Consider the following 23,660-nt stretch of genomic DNA (forward strand, 5'->3'; position numbering starts at 1 on the left):
GAACGGGGCCGCAGCCCCGCCCGATTTACGCAACCGCAGCGGCAAAGCTGGTGCGGAACACCTGCGCCAGATCGGCCAGCGGGGCCGAAACCGACCCGAACCGCACCTGATCGCCGCCGAATTTGCCCACGGAAATCACCGGCACACCGGCTTGTCCGGCGGCTGTCATCAGCGCCTCGGCCTTGTCAAAGTTGCAGGCGACGAGATACCGCGCCTGATCCTCGCCGAACAGCGTCGGCGTGTCGGACGCGTCCAGCGTCACGCCAACGCCGGTCTTCTCGGCCAGCTCGAAGGCCGCCAGCGCCAGACCGCCATCGGAAAGGTCCGTGCAGGCGGTGATCAGATCGCGGTTGTCGCGGATGAACTGGCCGTGCTTGGCCTCGGCCTCCAGATCCACATGCGGCGCGTCGCCCTCGATGCGGCCAAAGACTTCGGACAACAGCGCAGACTGACCCAGATGCCCCGTGGTTTCCCCGATCAACAGGGCCACATGACCATCACGCACGTCACAGCCGATGATCTCGTCGCTGTGGTACAGGATGCCCACCGCGCCGATGGTCGGCGTTGGCAGGATGCCCTTGCCGTCGGTTTCGTTGTACAGCGACACGTTGCCCGAGACGATGGGCATGTCCAGCGCCGCGACCGCTTCACCGATGCCTTTGATCGCGCCGACGAACTGGCCCATGATCTCGGGCTTTTCGGGGTTGCCAAAGTTCAGGTTGTCCGTTGTCGCCAAGGGCTTGGCCCCCACGGCGCAGAGGTTGCGATAGGATTCGGCGACGGCCTGTTTGCCACCCTCGACCGGGTTCGCCTTGACATAGCGCGGGGTCACGTCCGACGTGAAGGCCAGCGATTTGTCGGTGCCGTGGATGCGCACGATGCCCGCGCCCAGACCCGGCGTGCGGGCGCTGTCGGCCATGACCATGGTGTCGTATTGCTCGTACACCCACTGTTTGCCCGCATAGTTGGGCGACGCCAGCAGCGCGCGCAGACCGTCAATGGGGTCGATCCCCGGCACATCGGCCAGCGGTGCGGCGGCAGGGGTCTCGACCCACGGACGGTCGTATTCGGGCGCGGAGCTGGCCAGCTTCGACAGCGGCAGGTCGGCCATCGTCTCGCCATTGTAGACGATGTGGAAACGATCCTCGGGGATTGTTTCCCCGACGATGGCGAAATCCAGGTCCCATTTGTCGAACACCGCCTTGGCCTCGGCCTCAAGCTCGGGGCGCAGCACCATCAACATGCGTTCCTGCGATTCCGACAGCATCATCTCATAGGCCGTCATATGCGTTTCGCGCACCGGTACGTTTTCCAGATGCAGGCGAATGCCCAGCTTGCCCTTGTCGCCCATTTCCACGGCGGAACAGGTCAGACCGGCGGCCCCCATGTCCTGAATCGAAATCACCGCACCGGTCGCCATCAGCTCCAGCGTCGCCTCCATCAGGCGCTTTTCGGTGAACGGGTCGCCCACCTGAACCGTGGGGCGCTTGTCCTCGATGGTGTCGTCAAACTCGGCCGACGCCATGGTGGCCCCGCCGACACCGTCGCGGCCCGTCTTGGCACCCAGATACACCACAGGCATGCCAACACCCGAAGCCGCCGAATAGAAAATCTTGTCCGCATCCGCCAGACCGGCGGCAAAGGCGTTCACAAGGCAGTTGCCGTTATACGCAGGGTCAAACCGCACTTCGCCGCCCACACAAGGCACGCCGAAACAGTTGCCATAGCCACCCACGCCGGCCACGACACCGTTGACCAGCTGCCGCGTCTTGTGGTGCGACGGCTCGCCAAAACTCAGCGAGTTCATCGACGCAATCGGGCGCGCGCCCATGGTGAACACGTCACGCAGAATGCCGCCCACACCGGTGGCAGCCCCCTGATAGGGTTCGATATACGAGGGGTGGTTGTGGCTTTCCATCTTGAACACCACGGCCTGACCGTCACCAATGTCGACCACGCCCGCGTTCTCGCCGGGGCCGCAGATCACTTGCGGGCCATCGGTGGGCAGGGTGCGCAGCCATTTCTTGGAGGACTTGTACGAACAATGTTCGTTCCACATGGCCGAGAAAATGCCAAGTTCGGTAAATGTCGGTTCCCGCCCGATGATCTCCAGCAGCCGCTGGTATTCATCGACGCTCAGCCCGTGGCTGGCGATCAGGTCAGGTGTGATTGCTGGTTCGGTCATGCGCCCATGTCCCCCGTGACAGATGTGGCCTGTCTTTATGGCAGCTTGGCGCGCGGGGAAAGGGGGGAGGGCCGGATTTGTACACGGCAAAAAGAAAGGCCGTGCTGAGAGGTAAAGAAAGCACGGCCTTTCGATATCAAACCGCCCCCCGAAACGGGGGGCAGTAAGATCTAGGGATTAGGGCAAGGTCAGCGACTTGCGGTCGGCATAGTCGCCGCGGCCACCCTCTTCGGACGCCAGAACCATTTCATCCAGCGTCGAGCCCAGTTCGATTTTGCCGTTTTCCAGCATCACGTTGCCGGGTGTCACGGTGATGATCAGAACCTCGGTGTCGAATTTCGCAGACGCTTCGTCCGCCAGGTCAACGACCAGCTCGGGGTTGCCCTGCGCCGAGGTGTTCACGTTCTCGATCGTGCCGATGACCATGCCGTCGGTGGTTTCCAGGTTCTCACCGCGTGCGTTGCTCAGAGCGCGGAAAGCATCTTGCGACATCGCGATCTGGTTGGTGTCGAATTCGGCATAGCCGTTCGACACACGCTGGTTGGTGGTGTCGTACTGGAACTGGTTCGAAGCGACGGGGTTTTCTTTGCCACCGTCAAATGCGGGCGAGCCGCTCTTCAGGTCAGGGTTGGCAGTGTTGTCCTGCGCCAGTGCGGGCACGGCGATCAAAGCGGCAATTGTGGCTGTCGTTGTCAAAAACTTGCGTGTCATGTGTAATACCTTTCGTTTTGCGTTGCTGGTGGGACAACGGCAAAAGCAAGGCATAGGTTCCCCCTGATTTTGCTCAAAAATTTTTCGTGATCGGGGGAACTTTTCCGTGGTTTTGTGCATTAACGTGCGCGCCCGATCTATTACCCGCACTTACGGGCACTTTGCTACGGACACGCGGAGGCAGGTCGGAAAAAGAAATCTGCGCGCAGGCGTGTCCCCCCTGTGCCGGGGACTCCGTCAGATGGCTTCAGCCAAAAAAAAGGCCGAGCACGAAGCTCGGCCAAGTCCAACAGGGAGGTATGAAGATGATGCGCCGAAGGCAGTCATCGTCTTCACGGTCGATTTAGGTGCAGCACTGCTGCCAAACAAGGCGAATTGTGAACGCCGTGGTGAATGGCCGCTATGCAAATGGTGCATGGCTAGGGTTTTAACTTACTTTTCAGCTGCTTGCGGTACAAAAGTATCTCTTCCTGCACAAAGTCCCTAAAGGCGGAAATGCGCTGGGAATGCCGCAGTTCTTCGGGATAGGCCAGAAAAACAGGGATATCTGCTGATTCCACCTGTGGCAGCACGCGCACCAGCTCGGGAAAGTCGTTTGCCAGATAGTCGGGCAGCACGCCGATTCCCAGATTATGCAGAACACCCTGCAAAACGCCGAAATAGTTGTTGACGGTCAGCATCGAGTTAACCTCGTAGGTCAGCAGCTCCTGAACCAGGCTGACACTGGCGCCGACCTGCGCGGAATCCAGGTTCTGGCAGATCAGCCGGTGGTCCTTGAGATCGTTCAGCTCGGTCGGCGTGCCGTTTTCCTTCAGGTATTGCGACGACGCAAACAGGCACATCTTTACCGCCATCAGCTTTTTGCGGATCAGATCGGCCTGGCTGGGTTCCTTCATGCGGATGGCCACGTCGGCTTCGCGCATGGGCAGGTCCAGCACCCGTTCCTCCAGCATCAGGTCAACGCGCAGGTCAGGATGCTTGGCATACAGCTTGGGCAGGCGCGGGGCCAGCCACAGGGTGCCGAAACCGGTTGTCGTGGTCACGCGCAGGTCGCCAAAGACTTCTTCCTCGCTGTCGCGGATGCGTGCGGCGGCGGCGTCCAGACGCTTTGTCATGGCGCTGGTGGCGTCAAACAGCAACTCGCCCTGTTCGGTCAGGATCAGGCCCCGCGCATGGCGGTGGAACAGCGTCGCGGCCAGCGATTCTTCCAGTCCGCGAATTTGACGGCTGACCGCAGACTGGCTGAGATTCAGCCGGTCGCCGGCATGGGTCAGGCTGCCTGCATCTGCCACGGCGTGAAATATTCTTAGCTTGTCCCAGTCCATCACACTGCTTTCTGATCGTTAAGATCACCCTATAGTAAAAGACATGGAAACCTACCACTCGTCAAAAGGCCTGTGGCGATATTTCGCAATATTCACTATACAGGTCATAGTTTGTGACCTATTATCGGGCTAAGTTGCGATTAAATGTTCCAAACTGGGAGGTGCGGATATGAGCACGCAGAAGATTTCGCTGAATGACCGCTATAATCTTGACCGCGACACGGTGCTGTTGAACGGCACGCAGGCGCTGGTGCGGCTGATGATGATGCAAAAAGCCCGTGACCGTGCCGCCGGTTTGAACACTGCAGGTCTGGTCACCGGTTATCGCGGATCGCCTCTGGGTGCGGTTGACTTGCAGATGATGCGCGCGGCCAAACCGCTGGCCGAACATGACGTGACCTTTCAGCCCGGCCTGAACGAAGACCTCGCCGCCACCGCCCTGTGGGGCAGCCAACAGGCCGAGCTGCGCGGCGAGGGCAAATACGACGGTGTCTTTGGCCTGTGGTACGGCAAGGGGCCGGGGGTGGACCGCTCGGGCGACGTGTTTAAACACGCCAACATGGCGGGCAGCTCGAAACACGGCGGCGTGCTGGTGGCGATGGGCGACGATCACACCGGTGAATCCTCGACCGTGCTGCACCAGTCCGAATTTGCGCTGCTGGACGCCTATATGCCCGTGGTGTCGCCTGCCGGTGTGCAGGAGATCATGGATTATGGCCTCTATGGCTGGGCGCTCAGCCGGTTTTCCGGCCTTTGGGTCGGCCTGAAAACCATGAAGGACACCATCGAGGCGACCAGCGTCGTCAACGGCAATCCCAACCGTCTGAATTTCGTGGTTCCCGAATTCAACATGCCGAAGGGCGGGCTGAACATCCGTCTGGTCGACACGCCGGTCGAACAGGAAACCCGCGTCATCGACCACAAACGCTTTGCCGCCGAGGCCTTCAGCCGCGCCAACGGCATGGACAAGCGTGTCTGGGGCAAGCCGGGGGCCAAGATCGGCTTTGTCGCCGCGGGCAAGAACTGGCTGGACCTGATGCACGCGATGGACCTGCTGCATATTGATGAAAACGAGGCCGAGCGTCTGGGCATCACCACCTACAAGGTCGGCCAGACCTGGCCGCTGGACATGGACACCTTCCACGAATGGGCCGCCGGGCTGGACCTGATCGTCGTCGTCGAGGAAAAGCGCAAGCTGATCGAGGTGCAGATCAAGGAAGCGATTTTTGACGACCGCGACGGCCGCCGCGTCTATGGCTGGCACAAGGGCGACACATGGGAGCATGGCCGCCGTCTGGAACTGTTCCCGACACGCGGCGCGCTGGACCCGATCCTGATCGCCGAGAAACTGGGCGACATCCTGATCGAGGAAGGCCGCAACACCGACGGCATCCAGGCGGGGCTGGCGTCCCTGTCCGAGGCACGGCGCAACGACAACGCCCAGGACCTCGCGGCGCGTCTGCCGTACTTCTGTTCGGGTTGCCCGCACAACACATCCACCAAACTGCCGGACGGCAGCCGCGCCTATGCCGGCATCGGCTGTCACTATATGGTGCAGTGGATGGACCGCGGCACCGTCGGCTACACCCACATGGGCGGCGAAGGGGCCAACTGGATCGGCGAGGCGCCGTTTTCCACCACCGATCACGTGTTCCAGAACCTGGGCGACGGCACCTACAACCACTCTGGCGTTCAGGCGATCCGCGCCGCCTTGGCGTCCAAGGCAAACATCACCTACAAGATCCTCTACAACGACGCCGTTGCCATGACCGGCGGCCAGGCCAACGAGGGCGGCCTGAGCGCCTACAAGATCGTGGACGAGCTGCGCGCCATGGGCGTGCCCACCATCGAAGTCGTCTATGACGAGAAAGAAGACGTGGACCTGGCCCGTTTCAAGGGCATCCCGACCCACGAGCGGTCCGAACTGGACGCCGTGCAGAAACGCCTGCGCGAGGTCAAAGGCGTCAGCGCCATCGTCTACATCCAGACCTGCGCCGCCGAGAAACGCCGCCGCCGCAAACGCGGCACATTCCCCGACCCGGACAAGCGCGTGTTCATCAACACCGACGTCTGCGAAGGCTGCGGTGATTGCGGCGTGCAATCCAACTGTGTGTCGATCGTGCCCAAGGAAACCGAACTGGGCCGCAAACGCGCCATCGACCAGTCGTCCTGCAACAAGGATTTCTCCTGCCTCAAGGGGTTCTGCCCGTCCTTCGTGACACTCGAAGGGGCGCAGGTGCGCAAGGACCCGACGACCAAGCTGGACCTGCCGGACCTGCCAGAACCCACGCTGCCCGCCATTGACGGTACGTTCAACGTGGTCATCACCGGCGTCGGCGGCACCGGTGTCGTCACCGTGGGTGCGGTGATGGCCCAGGCCGCGCATATCGACGGCAAGGGTGCCGGCATGATGGAAATGGCCGGTCTCGCGCAAAAGGGCGGGGCGGTGCATATCCATTGCCGCCTGGCGAACCAACCCGATGACATCACCGCCATCCGCGTCGCCACCGGCGAGGCCGACGCGCTGATCGGCGGCGATCTGGTGGTCAGTGCGGGGGCCAAGACGCTGGGCCTGACCAGCACTGGGCGCACCGGCGCCGTCGTCAACAGCCACGAGATCATCACCGGCGACTTTACCCGCGACACCGAATTCACCCTGCCTGCCGACCGGCTCAAGCTGGCGCTTGAGGCGCGGTTGCAGGACCGCGTGGCGATGTTCGATGCCTCTGACCTGGCCAAGGCGGTGCTGGGCGATTCCATCTATTCCAACATGATGCTGATGGGCGCCGCATGGCAGCGCGGCCTGCTGCCGCTGACCCACGCCGCCATCGTCGAGGCGGTCACGCTGAACGGTGCGGCGGTCGAACGCAACCTGCGCGCGTTCGAAATCGGGCGCTGGGCGGTGCTGTACCCCGATCAGGTGCAAAACATCCTGACGCCCAAGGTCGTGGCCTTGCCCAAGACGCTGGACGAAAAGATCGCCTATCGCGCCGATCACCTGGTGAAGTATCAGGGCAAGCGGCTGGCCAATCGCTATCGCAAGATGGTCGAAGGCATCGAGGACCGTACCGTGCGTGCCGCGGTGGCCGAAGGTTACCACAAGGTGCTGGCTTACAAGGACGAATACGAGGTCGCGCGCCTGCTGCAATCCACCCGCGCCAAGGCCGAGGCGGAATTCGATGGCGATTTCACAATGAAATACCACATGGCCCCGCCGGTCCTGACCAAAATGGGCACCGATGGCCGCCCCGTCAAACGCACCTTTGGCCCGTGGCTGGAAAAACCGCTGGCGGTGATGGCCCGCTTCAAGGGCCTGCGCGGCACGCCGCTGGATGTGTTCGGCTACACGACCGAACGCCGGATGGAACGCGCGCTGATCACCCAGTACGAGGCTGACATGAAACAGGTGCTGCCGCTGCTGACCGATGACACCCGCGAGGCCATCGTGGCATTGGCCGAACTGCCCAAGTCGATCCGTGGCTTTGGTCCGGTGAAACAGGCCAACGAAGCCAAGGCCGCCAAACGGCGCGAGGAACTGCTGGCGGTGATCCGCGCAGGCGGCGGAGATATGGCGAAAGCGGCCGAGTAGGGCGCAATCGTCACATTCCTGTAAACAGAGGCGTGTGATACTGGGCTTTGCAGTAATGACACGCCTCTGGTCACGGAGATGACAATGGCCCCGTCCAAGCGCGCAATCGCGCGTGACATCACCTATTCCCATTCGGCCACGTCCCGCAGTGGCCGGGCCGTGATCCGCCTGATCGAGAACTCGACCGGCCGGCTGAACCTGATCCGCCGCGCCGACGGCTACCAGGACGAGGTCGCGGCGGGGCGCGATTTCTGGTCGGTGATCGTGGAACGCTACGGGCTGACGCTGGACGTCGTGGGCGGCGCGTTGGACAATATCCCGCGCACCGGCCCGCTGATCCTGATCGCCAACCACCCTTACGGCATTCTCGACGGCCTGATGATGGGACATATCCTGTCCGTCATGCGGGGCGATTTCCGCATCATGGCGAATGCGGTCTTCAACCGTGCCGAAGAGTTGAACCGCGTGCTGCTGCCCATCAGCTTTGACCAAAGCCGCGCCGCGCTGGCGCTGAACATCGAAACCCGCCGCACCGCGTTGCGCTTTTTGTCCGAGGGCGGGGCCATCGGCATTTTCCCCGGTGGCACGGTCAGCACGGCGGCCCGACCGTTCTCGCGCCCCATGGACCCGCGCTGGCGCAGCTTTACCGCGCGGATGGTGGCCAAATCGGGGGCAACGGTGGTGCCGCTTTACTTTGACGGGCACACCAGCCGCCTGTTCCAATTGGCCAGCCACATGCACAACACCCTGCGGCTGGGCCTGCTGATCAAGGAGTTCCGCAAACGCGTCGACACACCCGTGCGCGTGGTCGTCGGCACCCCCTTGGGACGCGACGTGCTGGACCCTTTGGCCGGAGACAGCAAACAGATGATGGATTTCCTGCGCAAAGCGACGTATGACCTCAATCCAGATCCGGTCAAACACTTTGACCTGGGCTATGAATTCGAGGAACGGCACCGCTGAGCAGATCACTGGTGCCTTGGGAATGCGGGCTAACGCGCTATGGCAATTGGTGTTTTTGACAGTGGTTTGGGCGGTCTGACCGTTCTGGAAGCAGCGCAAAAGCGGCTGCCGGACGTTGATTTCATCTATCTCGCCGACAGCGCCCATGCGCCTTATGGCGTGCGCACCGCCGATGACATCTACAACCTGACCACCGCTGCCGTGCAACGCCTGTTCGATGCGGGCTGCGATCTGGTGATTCTGGCCTGCAACACCGCCTCGGCCGCCGCCCTGCGCCGGATGCAGGAGGGCTGGGTGCCCGAAGGCAAGCGCGTGCTCGGCGTATTCGTGCCGCTGATCGAGGCGATGACCGAACGGCAGTGGGGCGACAATTCCCCGCCGCGCGAGGTTGCCGTGAAACACGTGGCCCTCTTCGCCACCCCCGCCACCGTCAGCAGCCGCGCGTTTCAGCGCGAACTGGCCTTTCGCGCCATCGGTGTTGACGTCGAGGCGCAGGCCTGCGGTGGCGTGGTGGATGCCATTGAGGACGGCGACATGATCCTGGCCGAGGCGCTGGTGCGCTCCCACGTGGACGCGCTGAAACGCAAGATGCCCCATCCGCAAGCCGCGATCCTGGGTTGCACCCACTACCCGCTGATGCAGGACGTGTTCCAGCAGGCGCTGGGCGCGGACGTGCAGGTCTATTCCCAGGCCAACCTGGTGGGCGAAAGCCTGGCCGATTACCTGACCCGTCACCCTGACAAGATGGGCACCGGCACATCGGCCTATCTGACCACGGGCGACCCCAAACGGGTCAGCGACCGCGCGGTGCAATTCATGCGACGACAAATCACCTTTGTCTCTGCCTGAACACCATTCCCACATCCTTAATATACGAGGTCTGACATGACCCATTCTGTCGCAATTCTGGGGGCCAGCGGTTACACTGGCGCCGAACTGATCCGGCTGATTGCCGAACATCCGTCCATTGAAATCAAGGCCTTGGGCGCGTTCTCCAAGGCCGGCCAAAAGCTGGCCGAGGTGTTCCCGCACCTGCGCCATCTGGACCTGCCCGATATGGTGGCCTTCGACACCATCGACTGGTCGGGCATCGACCTGTGCTTTTGCGCGCTGCCCCACAAGACCAGCCAGGAGGTCATCCGCGACCTGCCCAAAACGCTGAAAATCGTCGACCTCAGCGCCGATTTCCGGCTGCGCGATCCGGCGGAGTATAAGAAATGGTACGGCAACGACCACGCCGCCATCGAAATGCAGTCCGAAGCGGTGTACGGCCTGACCGAATTCTACCGCGACGACATCGCCGCCGCACGGCTGGTGGCGGGCACGGGCTGTAATGCGGCCACCGGGCAGTTCGCCCTGCGCCCGCTGATCGCCGCCGGTGTGATCGGGCTGGACGACATCATCATGGACCTGAAATGCGCGGTGTCCGGCGCGGGCCGGTCGCTCAAGGAAAACCTGCTGCACGCCGAGCTGAGCGAAGGCTATCACGCCTATTCCGTCGGCGGCACGCACCGGCACCTGGGTGAGTTCGACCAGGAGTTTTCCAAACTCGCAGGCCGCCCGGTGCAGGTGCAATTCACCCCGCACCTGATCCCCGCCAACCGCGGCATTCTGGCCACCTGCTATGTCTCGGGCGACGCCGACGCCGTGCACGCCGCGCTGGCAGCGGCCTACGAAAACGAACCGTTCATCCACGTCCTGCCACAGGGCGAGGCCCCCAGCACCCGCCACATTCGCGGCAGCAACTTCTGCCACATCGGCGTGGTCGCCGACCGCATCGCAGGCCGCTGCATCGTGATCGCGGCCCTCGACAACCTGACCAAGGGCTCCAGCGGACAGGCGCTGCAAAACGCCAACCTGATGCTGGGCCTGCCGGAAACCGCCGGCCTGATGATGGCACCGCTGTTTCCCTGACCGGGCCGACGGGGTGCGACGATAGTACCAAGCGGCGCGCGTTGATTGGCGCGCCGTTCGGGGCTAAATACCCCTGAACCCTTTCCGATCCGGAAAGCAGGCGGAGTCGCGATGAAAAGCCTCAAGAAACAAAGGCGCATCCAGATCATACTGGTCACAGCCGTGGCGCTGGCCATCAGCACCGCGCTGATCGGCTATGCTATGCGCGACGGCATCAACTTCTTCCGCGCGCCCAGCCAGGTCATGGCCGACCCGCCGGGGCCTGGGGAAGTGTTCCGCATCGGCGGGCTGGTGGCCACCGGCACCCTGCAACGCGGGCAGGGCGAGGTGATCCGCTTCGAGGTGACCGACGGCGGCGCATCCGTACCGGTGGTGTTCAGCGGCGTCCTGCCGGACCTCTTCGCCGAGGATCAGGGCATGGTTGGCACCGGCCGCTACGTGAATGGCGTGTTCGAAGCCTCTGAAATCCTTGCCAAACACGACGAAACCTACATGCCCAAAGAAGTCGTGGACGCGCTGAAGGAACAAGGCGTCTACAAAGACCCCGAGGGCTGAGCGCACGCTCGCCTCAGCTTGCGTTAACCATTTTCAACCCAGTCTCTGCGCCAGATGCAGCAGCAGGGGTTGGACATGCAAACCGTCAGAGACATCGCAAATGAAATCGTCGCCCGCGAGGGTGGCTATGTGAACGATCCCGACGATCCGGGCGGGGCGACCAAATTCGGCGTGACCATCCACACCATGCGGCGCTTGGGGCTGGATCTGGACGCCGACGGTGACGTTGACGCCGACGACGTGCAACGGCTGACACGGGTGCAGGCGGTCGACATCTTTATCCGCCACTATTTTGAACGCCCCCTGATCGCGGAACTGCCCAGCGGCCTGCACGCGACGGTGTTCGATATGTACGTCAACGCCGGCGCCAATGCCGTGCGCATCCTGCAACGGCTGCTGTGCGAGATGGGGCACAGCGTGGCCGTGGACGGCGCGCTGGGGCCGCAGTCGATCAAGGCGGCGCACGCAGCCTACAATCAAGCCCCGCAGGCCATGGTCGACGCCTACGGCATCGCGCGCCGCAACTATTACTTTCGCATCGCCGACCGCCGCCCTGCCAGCCGCAAATACGCCCGCACACGGGCCGGCGGCAAAGGCGGCTGGATCAAGCGGGCCGAGGAATTCATCAGCGCGGCCTATCACATGACAACAGCAGAATTTAACGCACGGGTGGCGGTATGGGGATGATGGAGCGGATGTTTGGCCTGTTGTTCGGCAACGGCGGCAATGTGGTGCGCGACACGGTCGAAGTGTTCCGCGAAAACGCCGAGGCCGGCAGCGCCCGCGCCCATGAGGTGCAGGTGCAGGCGATGCAACAGTTCGGCGCGGAATATGCGGTGGCGCGGCAGGGGTGGTTCGACCGCTTTGTCGACGGGCTGAACCGCCTGCCGCGTCCCTTGCTGGCCTTTGGCACGCTGGGCCTGTTCGTCGCGGCCATGGTCGAGCCGCTGTGGTTCGCCGAGCGGATGCAGGGCATCGCGCTGGTGCCCGAACCGCTGTGGTGGCTGCTGGGGGTGATCGTGTCCTTCTATTTCGGCGCGCGCCATCAGGTCAAAGCGCAGGAATTCCAGCGCCAGATCGTCGGCACCATGGCCCATGTGCCGCAGGTCATGGACAACATCCGCGCCTTGCGCACCTTGCGCGCCGACAGCGTCGGCGTCGCCGACACCGGCAACGACGCCCGCCTGACCACGGCGGCGATCCTGCCGGACCGCAACGCGGCGCTGGAGGTCTGGAAACGGGCGGCTTAGGCTAGCCTCAACCACCAAAGCCCGGATTCAAGGCACGCAGTGCCGCCGGGCAGCGCCCGACCGCCCCATGGGCGGGCGCTTACTCACCGTAGCGCGGTTCATCATCCCCACGCCAAAGCATAGAAATTAAGTGGCACCCACCAACGGCGTGATGCCCACCCGCGGTCAGGCGCTGCCCTCTGTGGCAAGGTCACGCAGAGCCACCCGGTAATCTGAACGCCCCCCACACATCCCATGCGACACAATGACGACGCCCCCCACTGGCGATTGTGAGGCGACGCCAGCGGGCCTATAAGGTCCGCATGATTACAGAACTTGGTCACTTTTCCCTGATCCTCGCCTTCCTCGTGGCGATCATACAGGCCGTGGTGCCGATGATCGGCGCGCAGCGGCGCAATGCGGCGTGGATGGCGGTGGCAGAACCTGCCGCCGCGGCGCAGTTTTTCCTGACGCTGGCGGCCTTTGGCGCGCTGATGTGGGCCTTTGTCACCTCGGACTTCTCGCTGCGGCTGGTGGTGCAAAACAGCCATTCCGCGAAACCGATGCTGTATAAAATCAGCGGCACATGGGGCAACCACGAGGGGTCCATGCTGCTGTGGGTGCTGATCGTCTCGCTGTTCGGCGCGATGGCCGCGTGGTTCGGGGGCAACCTGCCACCCTCTTTGCGCGCCCGTGTGCTGTCGGTGCAGGCGGCGATTGGCGTGGCCTTCTTTGCCTTTATCCTCTTCACCTCGAACCCGTTCCTGCGCCTTGCCGTGCCGCCCTTCGACGGGCAGGACCTGAACCCGTTGCTGCAGGACCCCGGACTGGCCTTTCACCCGCCGTTTCTCTACCTGGGCTATGTCGGCCTCAGCATGACCTTCAGCTTTGCCATGGCCGCCCTGATCGAAGGCCGCGTCGACGCCGCATGGGGCCGCTGGGTGCGCCCGTGGACGCTGGCCGCGTGGATCTTCCTGACCATCGGCATCGCGCTGGGTTCGTGGTGGGCGTATTACGAACTGGGCTGGGGCGGCTTCTGGTTCTGGGACCCGGTCGAGAATGCATCCTTCATGCCATGGCTGCTGGCCGCAGCACTTTTCCATTCCGCCATCGTGGTGGAAAAACGCGAAAGCCTGAAGTCGTGGACCATCCTGCTGGCGATCCTGGCCTTCGGCTTCTCGCTGATCGGCACGTTCATCGTACGCTCGGGCCTGCTGACCTCGGTCCATGCGTTCGCCAACGACCCCGAACGCGGCGTGTTCATCCTGGCCATCCTCGCGATCTTCGTCGGCGGTGCGCTGACGCTCTATGCCCTGCGTGCAGGGGCCATGGAGGCGCGCGGCGTCTTCGGCATGGTCAGCCGCGAAAGCGCGCTTTTGATCAACAACATCCTCCTGGCGGTGGCGTGCTTCGTGGTCTTTGTTGGCACCATGTGGCCGCTGGTGGCCGAGATGTTCCTGGACCGCAAACTCAGCGTCGGGCCTCCGTTCTTCAACATGGCCTTCACCCCCTTCATGGTGGTGCTGGGACTGGTGCTGCCCGTGGGCGCGGTGATGCCGTGGAAACGGGCCAAACTGGGGCGCGCCATGCGGCTGATGGCACCGGTGTTCGTGCTGGCGCTGGCGCTGGCCGGGCTGGTCTGGGTGATGCAGACCGGGCGCAGCCTGCTGGGGCCGGTGGGCCTGTTTCTGGGCGCATGGCTGGTGATGGGCGCTGCGGTCGATCTGTGGCTGCGCACCGGACGCAGCGGTGCTGCACGTCTGCTGCGCTTGCCCCGCGCCGACTGGGGCAAGGCCGTGGCCCACGCAGGCTTTGGCGTGACCGTCTTCGGCATCGCGGGCCTGACCGCATGGCAGTCCGAGGACATCCGCGTCGCCCAACTGGGCCAACCCTTTGACGTCGGAGGCTATACGCTGACGCTGGACGATGTGCAGGATGGCGAGGGGCCGAATTACTTTACCACCACCGGCTTTGTCACGCTGGCGAAAGACGGCCGCGAGATCGCGCAGTTGCGCCCTGAAAAGCGGGTCTATCCCGTGGCGCAGATGCCCACCACCGAGGCCGCGATTGACCAGTCGCTGGCCCGCGATGTCTACGTGGTGATCGGCGACCGGCAGGACGCGGGCGGCTGGGCCGTGCGCACCTATATCAAACCGCTGGTCAACTGGATCTGGATCGGCTGCGCGCTGATGGCGCTCGGCGGCGGTCTCAGCCTCAGCGACAGACGCTTCCGCGTGGCGGCAGGGGCGCGCAAGACATCGGCGGTGCCTGCGGAATGAAACGGCTGCTGATGATCCTGCTGCTGCTGGCCACCCCCCTCTGGGCGGTCGAACCGGGCGAGGTGCTGGACGATCCCGCGCTCGAAGCCCGCGCCCGCGAGATCAGCCAGGGCCTGCGCTGTCTGGTCTGCCGCAACGAAAGCATCGACGAAAGCCACGCGCCACTGGCCCGCGACCTGCGCCTGCTGGTGCGCGAACGGCTGGTGGCAGGCGACACCAATGCCGAAACCGTCGATTTCATCGTGGCCCGCTATGGCGAATACGTGCTGTTGCGCCCGCAGGCCACGGGTGCCAACTGGCTGCTGTGGGGGGCAGGGCCGGTGATGCTGCTGCTGGCTCTGCTGGGCGCGGGCCTGTACCTGCGCGGCCGCGCCCGCAGTTCCACGCCACAGGACCAGCCGCTCAGCCCCGAGGAATCCAGACGGCTCGCCGAAATACTGGACGAGTGACGCGCGGTTTCGCTGTGCCTGCGCCGCGCGTTTGCTAAGCTGCGGCCAAATGGAACGGCCCCGCGCCGCCACCCGCAACCAAGAGGGACCCCGGATGCACTACGAAACGCTGACCTATGACCTGGCCGACGGTATCGCCGTTGTCACCCTGAACCGCCCCGAAAAGATGAACGCCCTGAACAGCCAGATGCGCGCCGAGATTGCACAGGCCGTCGACCGCGCGGGCAAGGAGGCGCGGGTCGTGGTGCTGACAGGTGCGGGCGACCGGGCGTTCTGCTCGGGTCAGGATCTGGGCGATGGCACCGACGGTCTGGGGGCCGAGAACACCGAACGCACCCTGCGCGACGAATATGCCCCGATGCTGCGTGCCATCGTGAACTGCCCGGTGCCGACCATCTGCGCCGTGAACGGGGCGGCGGCGGGGGCAGGGGCCAACCTTGCGCTGGCCGCCGACGTGGTCATCGCCGCCGAACGCGCCTATTTCATGCAGGCCTTTGCCCGCATCGCCCTGATCCCCGACGCGGGCGGCACCTATACCCTGCCGCGCACCATGGGCATGTCCAAGGCGATGGGCGCGGCCCTCTTCGCCGACCGCATCAGCGCCAAACAGGCCGACGACTGGGGCATGATCTGGGAAGCCGTGCCGGACGCCGAGTTCGAAACCCACTGGAAAGGCCGCGCAGCACATCTGGCCAACGAGCCGACCAAAACCTATGGCGCGATCAAGCGGGTGCTGCGGGCAAGCTGGGCCAACAATCTGGAAGAACAGCTAGAACTGGAAGCCTCGGAACAGGGGCAATGCGCCGGGAGCCGCGATTTCGTCGAGGGCGTGGTGGCCTTTACCGAGAAGCGCAAGGCAAACTTCGAGGGGCGTTAAGGGGCTTCGAAGGGGGTAGCATCTGCTGCGAAACACCAAAGCCCGGAACAAAGGCACGCAGTGCCGCCGGCCTCTCGGTGTTCGCAACGCGAACACCTGCCTCTCACACATTGCTTTGCAATGTGTGAGAGGCAGCGCCCGACCGCCCGTCACGCCGGAGGCGTGCCGAATATGAATGGCGCACCTTTGGTGCGACGGGCGGGCGCTTCCTCACCGTCTTGCGCCTCTTCACCCTCACGCCAAAGATTAGAAATTAAGTGGCACCTAACGATGTCGTGATGCCCACCCGCGGTCAGGCGCTGCCCTGTGTGGTTAGGTCACTTTGACATCCAAGCCGACCTAAACCGCATCACACAGCAAGGTCGGCTTCCCCAACACCCCCCGAAAATCACCCCGCCAAAGCGTTCACAGCCGACGTGCTGTAGATAAACACATCGCCCGCATCGATCCGGCCCGCAGCACCGATCACCCGTGCCACCACCACATCATCGGCCAGCACCAGCGCATCCTCGCCATCGTCCTGAACCGTGATCTCGGGGTCGGTGGCGCTGTTGGTCAGCACGCCGATGGCCTCGTCGTCCTCGAAATCCTGAACCACCGCAGGGCCTGCATCCCCTACCTGGTTTTGCAGGATCATGAAACTGTCCAGCCCCTCGCCCCCGGTGCCATCGTCGCCCGCACCCAGAACCAGCAGGTCGTCGCCTGCGTCGCCGTTCAGCACGTCAACCTCGCCATCGTCGCGCAGTTTAAAGGAACTGGGGGGAATCTCGTCCTCAAGATCCTCAACCGTCGCCCCGTCGCGCAGCATCTTCATCTGCTCGAACGACAGGGGCAGGTTGCTGACCTTGCCACCCACCAACACGTCGTCATCCGCACCGCCCGACAGGGTGTCGGCCCCTGTGCCACCCAGCAACAGGTCATCGCCTGCGCTGCCTTCCAGCACATCGTCGCCCTGATCGCCCTCGACCCAATCGTCGCCTTCACCGCCGCGCACCGTGTCATCGCCGCGCCCTGCAACAAGGGCGTCATCGCCGTCCCCGCCGCCAATGTCGTCGCGGCCCTGCTGGCCAAAGATCACGTCGTCGCCATCGTCACCGCGCAGCACGTCATCGCCGCTGCCGCCTTCGATGTTGTCATTGCCAGCGCCGCCCTTGATCACGTCATCGCCGTTCTTCCCGTCCAGATCGTCCGCCTGATCGGTGCCGTTGATGTCTTCGTCGCTGTTGTCTTGTTCGTCGTCGATCAATTCAAAAATGCCCCAGCCCAGCAGCAGGCCGGGCAGGATAAATGCAAGAGCGCCCATTATCGTTTCCCCAGGAAAAATGGTGTGGTGCCAGATGCTAAGCGGCGCCAAATATCCGGTCAATCAGCGGCTGAGGTAAATTCTGGGATATTGTTTCGGCTACAAGAACAGTTGCCCAAGTTTCCGCATATTCCTCCTGAAAACGAAAAAAGCCACCCCGAAGGGTGGCTTTTGCAACGGTCTGAAAAGACGCCTTAGCGCTTTTCGATATCCACGTAATCGCGGGCGGTTTCGCCCAGGTACAGCTGGCGCGGACGGCCGATCTTGTTCTGCGGATCGCCGATCATTTCCTTCCACTGCGACACCCAGCCGACGGTGCGCGACAGCGCAAAGATCGGGGTGAACATCGACGTGGGGAACCCCATCGCCTCAAGGATGATGCCCGAATAGAAATCGACGTTCGGGAACAGCTTCTTGTCCGCGAAATACGGATCTTCCAGCGCCTGTTTCTCCAGCTCTTTCGCCACTTGCAGCGTCGGGTTGTTCTCGACGCCCAGCAGCTCCAGAACCTCGTCGGCGCTTTCCTTCATCACGGTCGCGCGCGGGTCAAAGTTCTTGTAGACGCGGTGACCAAAGCCCATCAGGCGGAACGGATCGTTCTTGTCCTTGGCGCGGGCGATGAATTCGGGAATGCGGTCGGGCGTGCCGATCTCTTTCAGCATTTCCAGGCAGGCCTGGTTGGCACCACCGTGGGCAGGCCCCCACAGACAGGCGATGCCCGCCGCGATACAGGCAAACGGGTTCGCCCCCGAGGACGACGCCAGACGCACGGTCGAGGTCGACGCGTTCTGTTCGTGGTCCGCGTGCAGGGTAAAGATCCGGTCCATCGCGCGCGACAGAATCGGGTTCACCACATAGTCTTCCGCAGGCACGGCAAAGCACATGCGCAGGAAGTTCGACGCATAGTCCAGATCGTTGCGCGGATATTCAAACGGTTGGCCGATGGTGTATTTATAGGCCATCGCGGCAATCGTCGGCATCTTGGCAATCAGCCGGATCGACGCCACTTCACGCTGCCAGGGATCGTTGATGTCGGTGCTGTCGTGATAGAACGCAGACATCGCGCCCACCACGCCGACCATGACGGCCATCGGGTGCGCATCGCGGCGGAAGCCACGGAAAAAGTTCATCATCTGCTCGTGCAGCATCGTGTGGTTGGTCACGCGATGTTCGAAATCTTCCAGCTCGGACGGCGACGGCAGTTCGCCGTACAGCAGCAAATAGCACACTTCGAGATAATGCGATTTCGCCGCCAGCTGGTCGATCGGATAGCCACGGTGCAGCAACACACCCTCGTCACCGTCGATAAAGGTGATCGTGCTGTCACAGCTTGCGGTCGACGTATAGCCCGGATCATAGGTGAACACGCCCGCCTGGGCATACAGCTTGCGGATGTCGAGAACGTCAGGTCCTGCGGTGGGCGAATGGATCGGCAGTTCATAGTCCTTGCCGTCAATCGTGAGTTTTGCAGTCTTAGTCGAGTCGGCCATGCGGTCCCTTCCTGAGTTTCGCCCGAGCGGTCAAAGCCACCGGCGGCGCCCGAACCGAGGTTCGGGCCAATTGCTACGTCGCCTATCCTTTAGAACGGGTTAACCAGTCTCAGGCAGCGACATCGTTGATGCGGGCACGGGTTTCGTCGGGTCCCAGGACCAGCATCATGTCAAACACAGAAGGGGTCACCGCGCGACCTGCAAGCGCCGCCCGAAGGGGGCCCGCCAGTTTTCCGAACTTGGTGTGGTTCTGTTCGGCAAAGTCGTTTAGTTTCGCCTCCAGGCTGTCACGGTCCCAGCTATCATTTTGCAGATGCGGCGTCAATTGCGCGAGCAGTGTGCGGTTTTCCACAGTCAAAGCTTTTTCAGCCTTTTCATCCACTTGGACCGGTCGGGACGTAAGGGCAAACTGTGCCTTATCAAGCAGTTCAAAGAAGGTTTTCGACCGTTCCTTGAGAAAAGGCATGGCTTTCGCCAGCGTCGCGTTCTGCGCGTCGCTCAGCGCGGGTTGGCCGGTCACTTGCAAAAAATCGGCCAATTCGCGCTGCAACGCGGCATCATCGCTCACGGCAATGTGTTGCCCGCTCAGATTCTCCAGCTTCTTGGTGTCGAACCGCGCGGGGCTTTTGCCGATGCCGGACAGGTCGAACCACTCCAGCGCCTGCGCGTCGGTGAAAAACTCGTCGTCGCCGTGGCTCCAGCCCAGCCGCGACAGGTAATTGCGCATCCCGGCGGCAGGATAGCCCATCGCCTGGTACTCCTGCGCCCCCAAGGCGCCGTGGCGTTTCGACAGCTTCTTGCCATCCGCCCCGTGGATCAGCGGAATATGCGCCCAAACCGGCACATCCCAGCCCATGGCGTTGTAGATCATCATCTGCCGCGCGGCGTTGTTCAGATGGTCGTCGCCCCGGATCACATGGGTCACACCCATGTCGTGATCGTCCACCACCACGGCCAGCATATAGACCGGCGTGCCGTCCGACCGCAGCAACACCATATCGTCCAACTGCTCGTTGCCGATGGTCACATCGCCCTGCACCTCGTCGTGGATCACGGTCTTGCCGTCCAGGGGGGCCTTGATTCGAATGACATAGGGCGCGTCGGGGTGGCTTGATGCCTCCGCATCCCGCCAGGGCGACCGGAACAGAGTTGATTTGCCCTCGGCCTTGGCCGCCTCGCGGAAGGCCGCGATTTCGTCCTGGGTCGAGAAACACTTGTACGCCTTGCCCTGCGCCAACAGCTCCAGCGCCACCTCGGCATGGCGCGGCGCGCGCTCGAACTGGCTGATCACCTCGCCATCGTGTTCCAGACCCAGCCACGCCAGCCCTTGCAGGATCGCCGCCGTCGCCTCGGGCGTCGACCGCGCGCGATCCGTGTCCTCGATGCGCAGCAGGAACTTGCCCCCACGGCCACGGGCATACAGCCAGTTGAACAGCGCCGTACGCGCGCCACCGATGTGCAGAAAGCCCGTGGGCGAGGGCGCGAAGCGGGTGACGACTTGGGTTGACATGGGGCGTTTACCTTTCAGTAACCAGAAGATGGCTAGAGTTTGCGCCTGTCTATCCAGTGGACCCATAAGGGGCAAGCATGCGCATGTTACCCGGCCTCCGGCACGCGATGCTGATCCAGCGGGGGCACCTGTTCCACTGGGTGCCCGTCTGCCTCGCCACGGGCATCGGCGGCTTCTTCTCCCTGCGGTTCGAACCGACCGGCCTGATGTTGGCGGGCACGGGCGCGCTTGCTATGGCGCTGTGGCTGCTGGGCCGACATATGGACGAGGCGTTTCGCCCGATCCCTTTTGCGCTGGTGCTGATGCTGGCGGGTGCGCTGCTGGCTGCCGTGCGGGCACATGCCGTGGCGGGGCCGGTGCTGGGCTGGCGCTACTACGGTCCGGTCGAGGGGCGCGTCGTGGCGCTGGACCGCAGCGGCTCGGACGCGGTGCGCGTCACGCTGGACCGCGTGGTCATGGCCCGCGTGTCACCCGCGCGCACGCCGCTGCGCGTGCGGGTGTCGCTGCACGGGGACGGGCAGGGCGACGGCGCGGGGATCGACCCGCAACCGGGCATGCGGGTGATGACCACTGCGCACCTGTCACCCCCCGGCGGTCCGGTGGAACCGGGTGGATTCGATTTCCAGCGTCACGCATGGTTCAACCGGTTGGGGGCGGTGGGCTATACCCGCGTGCCGCTCGTCGGGCTCGAGGCCGCACAGGACGGCTGGTCGCTGGCCACCTTTCGGCTGCGCATGGCGATGTCCGCGCACATCCGCGCCGCCTTGCCCGGCGACGTGGGCGGGTTCGCCGCTGCCGTCACCACGGGCGACCGCAGCGGCATTTCCCTGCGCGCCCTCGACACCCTGCGCGCCAGCAACACCGCGCACCTGCTGGCCATATCCGGCCTGCACATGGGCCTGCTCAGCGGCTTTGTGCTGGGGCTGTTGCGGCTGGTGCTGGCCGCCATTCCGGGGGCGGCGCTGCACTGGCCCGTGCGCAAGATCGCCGCCGCCGGCGCGCTGGTCGCGGCCTCGGGCTATCTGGCGCTGTCGGGCGGCAACGTGGCGACCGAACGCGCCTATGTCATGGCCGCCGTCGCGCTTTGCGCCGTGATGCTAAGCCGCCGTGCCATCAGCCTGCGGGCGGTGGCGCTGGCGGCGCTGATCGTCCTTGTCCTGCGCCCCGAGGCGCTGCTTGGCCCCGGCTTCCAGATGTCCTTTGCCGCGACGGTCGCCTTGGTGGCGGTCTTTGGCTGGATGCGCGGCGGGGTGCTGTCCCGTGGCCCGCGCTGGATACAGCCTTTGGTGGCAGTGATGGTCTCTTCCGCCGTGGCGGGACTGGCCACGGCACCCATTGGCGCTGCGCATTTCAACACGGTGTCGCATTACGGGCTGCTGGCCAATCTGGCCTCGGTGCCGCTGATGGGCCTGCTGGTGGTGCCGGCGGCGGTGCTGGCCCTGCTGCTGGCGCCCTTCGGGCTGGACGGGATCGGCCTGTGGCTGATGGGCCTGGGCCTGCGCTGGATTCTGGGCGTTGCCAATTGGGTCGCGGGGCTTGAGGGCGCACGCGGTTATGTGCACGGACCCGCCCCTTGGGTGCTGCCGCTGATCGCCCTGGGCGCGTTGGTGGTGATCCTCTGGCAGGGGCGTGGTCGCTTTGGCGGGCTGGCGGTGATGGCGCTGGGTGGCGTGCTGTGGACCACCGCCGACCGCCCCGCCGCCCTGATCGCCGAGGATGGCGGCATCGTCGGCGTGATGACCGCCCAAGGGCGCGCGCTGAGCAAGGAAAAAGGCGCGGGGTTCGTTGCGCAGAACTGGTTGGAAAACGACGGCGACGGCGCGGACCAGTCCCGCGCCGCAGCCCGCTGGCAGGAGGGTGATGTCGCCGACCGGACCAAGCTGGCGAAGGTGGGGCAGATCGAACTGGTGCACCTGATCGGCAAACGCGCTTTGGCAGGTTTCGGCCCCTGCGTCAGCGGTCAGATCGTGGTGGTCAGCATCACCCCCGACGCGCCGCTGGGCAACTGCGATGTCTACGACCCCAAACGCCTGCGAACCACGGGGGCGATTGCGCTGGTGCAGGGCAGGGACGGCATCCACCTGCGCACCGCACGGCAAGTTTCAGGCGATCGGATGTGGTCGGGCTGGGCGCGGTGATGGGGCGCGTCGGATGGTGCTGCCGTTCGCAACAACACGCGAAGCCGCGCATCGCAGGGCCGAGGTGCGGCGATCCGACCTGAGTGCCTGCCACTTAATGGCAGCCAAACACATCCCACCGACCTGTCACACGCAACTGAAACCAAATCGCCGTGCCGTGGGGCGGCCCGGCGATGCGCGGCGGCCTTCGGCCTTGAATCCGCGCTTGCGAAAGCGGAACGGCGCCGCTCTCAACCTTCGCCAAATCCACCCGTTTCACGCCAATATTTCCCACGCAAAAGGCGGCCCCGCAGAGCCGCCCGAAAAGATGTACCAGACACCGCCAAATATGTACAAAATCCGATTTTCCGGCCCAAAACCCGCCAATCCGGCGGCCCGGAATATGTACCAGACAGGCCCGAATATGTACCAATCCGCCTAGTATGTGCGGATCAGCCCGACCAGCTTGCCCTGCACTTTGACACGGTCATCGGTGAAAATGCGGGTCTCATATGCCGGGTTCGCCGCCTCAAGTGCTATGGTATTGCCCCGTTTCATATAGCGTTTCAACGTCGCCTCCTGATCCTCTATCAGCGCCACGACAATGTCGCCATTCTCCGCCACCGAAGTCTCGCGGATCACCACGACATCACCGTCGTTGATCCCCGCCTCGATCATGGAATCGCCTTTGACTTCAAGGGCATAGTGGTCTCCCTTGCCGGTCAGCATCTGTCCCGGAACCGCCACGGAATGCGACGCCTGCTGGATCGCCTCGATCGGCACACCGGCGGCAATGCGGCCCATCACCGGCAGTTCGGTGGCATACAGCGCCTCGACCGGCATCGCGGACGCAGGCGGCGGCCCGTCCGGCCGGTCTCCGTCAATCACCCGCGGCGCAAAGCCCGAGGTCGGCGCACCCCCCATGGACTCAGGCAGCTTAACAATTTCGATAGCCCGCGCACGGTGTGCCAACCGACGGATAAAACCGCGTTCTTCCAACGCAGTAATCAATCTGTGGATGCCGGATTTGGACCGCAGGTCCAAGGCCTCTTTCATCTCGTCAAAGCTGGGCGGAACACCGTCGCGCTGAACCCGTTTTTGAATGAATTTCAATAGATCCAGTTGCTTCTTGGTCAGCATATACAGGTCCCTCGCCACCGTTGG

Annotated in this window: 18 protein-coding genes; 11 read left to right on the top strand and 7 right to left on the bottom strand. The window is 63.6% G+C overall.

From position 1 onward, the window contains the following. Positions 1–25: 25 nt before the first annotated feature. From purL to BUC08_RS01830, 3 genes are all read right to left on the bottom strand, one after another. Complete coding sequence (gene purL, locus BUC08_RS01820; protein ID WP_037921178.1) at positions 26–2,185, bottom strand: phosphoribosylformylglycinamidine synthase subunit PurL; 2,160 nt, start codon at positions 2,183–2,185, stop codon at positions 26–28. A 177-nt stretch (positions 2,186–2,362) separates the two neighbouring features. Further along, entirely contained in the window at positions 2,363–2,896 is a 534-nt protein-coding gene (locus tag BUC08_RS01825; protein ID WP_037921176.1) for a hypothetical protein, read from the bottom strand. A 419-nt stretch (positions 2,897–3,315) separates the two neighbouring features. Next, complete coding sequence (locus BUC08_RS01830) at positions 3,316–4,221, bottom strand: LysR family transcriptional regulator (protein WP_037921174.1); 906 nt, start codon at positions 4,219–4,221, stop codon at positions 3,316–3,318. A 169-nt stretch (positions 4,222–4,390) separates the two neighbouring features. Here BUC08_RS01830 and BUC08_RS01835 point away from each other — a divergent pair, with 169 nt between their 5' ends. From BUC08_RS01835 to BUC08_RS01880, 10 genes are all read left to right on the top strand, one after another. Next, positions 4,391–7,810 carry an indolepyruvate ferredoxin oxidoreductase family protein gene (locus BUC08_RS01835; protein WP_037921172.1) on the top strand — a complete coding sequence of 1,140 codons (3,420 nt, stop codon included), beginning with the start codon at positions 4,391–4,393 and terminating at the stop codon, positions 7,808–7,810. An 84-nt stretch (positions 7,811–7,894) separates the two neighbouring features. Continuing rightward, a complete protein-coding gene (locus tag BUC08_RS01840) occupies positions 7,895–8,773 on the top strand; it encodes a lysophospholipid acyltransferase family protein (protein ID WP_037921170.1) in 879 nt (292 codons plus the stop codon). Between the two features lie 39 nt (positions 8,774–8,812). After that, the gene (locus BUC08_RS01845; protein WP_037921168.1) at positions 8,813–9,622 is read left to right on the top strand and encodes a glutamate racemase; all 810 of its coding nucleotides are present in this window, start codon (positions 8,813–8,815) and stop codon (positions 9,620–9,622) included. 36 nt (positions 9,623–9,658) lie between these two features. After that, positions 9,659–10,687 (top strand): N-acetyl-gamma-glutamyl-phosphate reductase, encoded by a 1,029-nt coding sequence (gene argC, locus BUC08_RS01850; protein WP_037921165.1) that lies wholly within the window; start codon positions 9,659–9,661, stop codon positions 10,685–10,687. A gap of 111 nt (positions 10,688–10,798) precedes the next feature. Next, positions 10,799–11,242, top strand: coding sequence for a cytochrome c maturation protein CcmE (ccmE, locus tag BUC08_RS01855; RefSeq protein ID WP_037921162.1), 444 nt, complete (start codon positions 10,799–10,801; stop codon positions 11,240–11,242). Positions 11,243–11,317: 75 nt separating this feature from the next. Next, positions 11,318–11,929 carry a holin-associated N-acetylmuramidase gene (locus BUC08_RS01860; protein ID WP_037921159.1) on the top strand — a complete coding sequence of 204 codons (612 nt, stop codon included), beginning with the start codon at positions 11,318–11,320 and terminating at the stop codon, positions 11,927–11,929. After that, positions 11,920–12,492 (top strand): holin family protein, encoded by a 573-nt coding sequence (locus BUC08_RS01865; RefSeq protein WP_037921156.1) that lies wholly within the window; start codon positions 11,920–11,922, stop codon positions 12,490–12,492. The genes BUC08_RS01860 and BUC08_RS01865 overlap by 10 nt, the downstream gene beginning before the upstream one ends. 302 nt (positions 12,493–12,794) lie before the next feature. Then, the gene (locus BUC08_RS01870; RefSeq protein WP_037921153.1) at positions 12,795–14,750 is read left to right on the top strand and encodes a heme lyase CcmF/NrfE family subunit; all 1,956 of its coding nucleotides are present in this window, start codon (positions 12,795–12,797) and stop codon (positions 14,748–14,750) included. Continuing rightward, complete coding sequence (locus tag BUC08_RS01875; protein ID WP_037921150.1) at positions 14,747–15,199, top strand: cytochrome c-type biogenesis protein; 453 nt, start codon at positions 14,747–14,749, stop codon at positions 15,197–15,199. Before BUC08_RS01870 ends, BUC08_RS01875 begins: the two co-directional genes overlap by 4 nt. 94 nt (positions 15,200–15,293) lie before the next feature. Then, positions 15,294–16,076, top strand: a complete 783-nt coding sequence (locus BUC08_RS01880) for an enoyl-CoA hydratase-related protein (protein WP_037921147.1) — start codon at positions 15,294–15,296, stop codon at positions 16,074–16,076. 388 nt (positions 16,077–16,464) lie between these two features. Here the strand turns inward: BUC08_RS01880 and BUC08_RS01885 are convergent, their stop codons facing one another. The 3 genes from BUC08_RS01885 to gltX all read right to left on the bottom strand — a co-directional run bounded on the left by BUC08_RS01885 (position 16,465) and on the right by gltX (position 20,379). Beyond that, positions 16,465–17,379 (bottom strand): calcium-binding protein, encoded by a 915-nt coding sequence (locus BUC08_RS01885; RefSeq protein ID WP_051693855.1) that lies wholly within the window; start codon positions 17,377–17,379, stop codon positions 16,465–16,467. 194 nt (positions 17,380–17,573) lie between these two features. Next, positions 17,574–18,869 (bottom strand): citrate synthase, encoded by a 1,296-nt coding sequence (gene gltA, locus BUC08_RS01890; RefSeq protein WP_037921144.1) that lies wholly within the window; start codon positions 18,867–18,869, stop codon positions 17,574–17,576. A 109-nt stretch (positions 18,870–18,978) separates the two neighbouring features. After that, positions 18,979–20,379 (bottom strand): glutamate--tRNA ligase, encoded by a 1,401-nt coding sequence (gene gltX, locus BUC08_RS01895; RefSeq protein ID WP_037921141.1) that lies wholly within the window; start codon positions 20,377–20,379, stop codon positions 18,979–18,981. A 77-nt stretch (positions 20,380–20,456) separates the two neighbouring features. On the opposite strand from gltX, the gene BUC08_RS01900 reads away from it, so the two are divergent. Then, positions 20,457–22,517: a ComEC/Rec2 family competence protein gene (locus BUC08_RS01900; RefSeq protein ID WP_037921138.1), complete on the top strand. Its 2,061-nt coding sequence runs from the start codon at positions 20,457–20,459 to the stop codon at positions 22,515–22,517. A gap of 417 nt (positions 22,518–22,934) precedes the next feature. On the opposite strand, the gene lexA is transcribed toward BUC08_RS01900, so the two are convergent. Next, positions 22,935–23,636: a transcriptional repressor LexA gene (gene lexA, locus BUC08_RS01905; protein ID WP_037921135.1), complete on the bottom strand. Its 702-nt coding sequence runs from the start codon at positions 23,634–23,636 to the stop codon at positions 22,935–22,937. Between the last annotated feature and the right edge of the window lie 24 nt (positions 23,637–23,660).

Source organism: Pseudosulfitobacter pseudonitzschiae (assembly GCF_900129395.1).
Taxonomy (GTDB): Bacteria; Pseudomonadota; Alphaproteobacteria; order Rhodobacterales; family Rhodobacteraceae; genus Pseudosulfitobacter; species Pseudosulfitobacter pseudonitzschiae.

Bases quoted from the DNA above. Each gene is read 5' to 3' on its own strand.
- purL (WP_037921178.1), bottom strand. From the start codon at position 2,185: ATGACCGAACCAGCAATCACACCTGACCTGATCGCCAGCCACGGGCTG.
- BUC08_RS01825 (WP_037921176.1), bottom strand. From the start codon at position 2,896: ATGACACGCAAGTTTTTGACAACGACAGCCACAATTGCCGCTTTGATC.
- BUC08_RS01830 (WP_037921174.1), bottom strand. From the start codon at position 4,221: ATGGACTGGGACAAGCTAAGAATATTTCACGCCGTGGCAGATGCAGGC.
- BUC08_RS01835 (WP_037921172.1), top strand. From the start codon at position 4,391: ATGAGCACGCAGAAGATTTCGCTGAATGACCGCTATAATCTTGACCGC.
- BUC08_RS01840 (WP_037921170.1), top strand. From the start codon at position 7,895: ATGGCCCCGTCCAAGCGCGCAATCGCGCGTGACATCACCTATTCCCAT.
- BUC08_RS01845 (WP_037921168.1), top strand. From the start codon at position 8,813: ATGGCAATTGGTGTTTTTGACAGTGGTTTGGGCGGTCTGACCGTTCTG.
- argC (WP_037921165.1), top strand. From the start codon at position 9,659: ATGACCCATTCTGTCGCAATTCTGGGGGCCAGCGGTTACACTGGCGCC.
- ccmE (WP_037921162.1), top strand. From the start codon at position 10,799: ATGAAAAGCCTCAAGAAACAAAGGCGCATCCAGATCATACTGGTCACA.
- BUC08_RS01860 (WP_037921159.1), top strand. From the start codon at position 11,318: ATGCAAACCGTCAGAGACATCGCAAATGAAATCGTCGCCCGCGAGGGT.
- BUC08_RS01865 (WP_037921156.1), top strand. From the start codon at position 11,920: ATGGGGATGATGGAGCGGATGTTTGGCCTGTTGTTCGGCAACGGCGGC.
- BUC08_RS01870 (WP_037921153.1), top strand. From the start codon at position 12,795: ATGATTACAGAACTTGGTCACTTTTCCCTGATCCTCGCCTTCCTCGTG.
- BUC08_RS01875 (WP_037921150.1), top strand. From the start codon at position 14,747: ATGAAACGGCTGCTGATGATCCTGCTGCTGCTGGCCACCCCCCTCTGG.
- BUC08_RS01880 (WP_037921147.1), top strand. From the start codon at position 15,294: ATGCACTACGAAACGCTGACCTATGACCTGGCCGACGGTATCGCCGTT.
- BUC08_RS01885 (WP_051693855.1), bottom strand. From the start codon at position 17,379: ATGGGCGCTCTTGCATTTATCCTGCCCGGCCTGCTGCTGGGCTGGGGC.
- gltA (WP_037921144.1), bottom strand. From the start codon at position 18,869: ATGGCCGACTCGACTAAGACTGCAAAACTCACGATTGACGGCAAGGAC.
- gltX (WP_037921141.1), bottom strand. From the start codon at position 20,379: ATGTCAACCCAAGTCGTCACCCGCTTCGCGCCCTCGCCCACGGGCTTT.
- BUC08_RS01900 (WP_037921138.1), top strand. From the start codon at position 20,457: ATGCGCATGTTACCCGGCCTCCGGCACGCGATGCTGATCCAGCGGGGG.
- lexA (WP_037921135.1), bottom strand. From the start codon at position 23,636: ATGCTGACCAAGAAGCAACTGGATCTATTGAAATTCATTCAAAAACGG.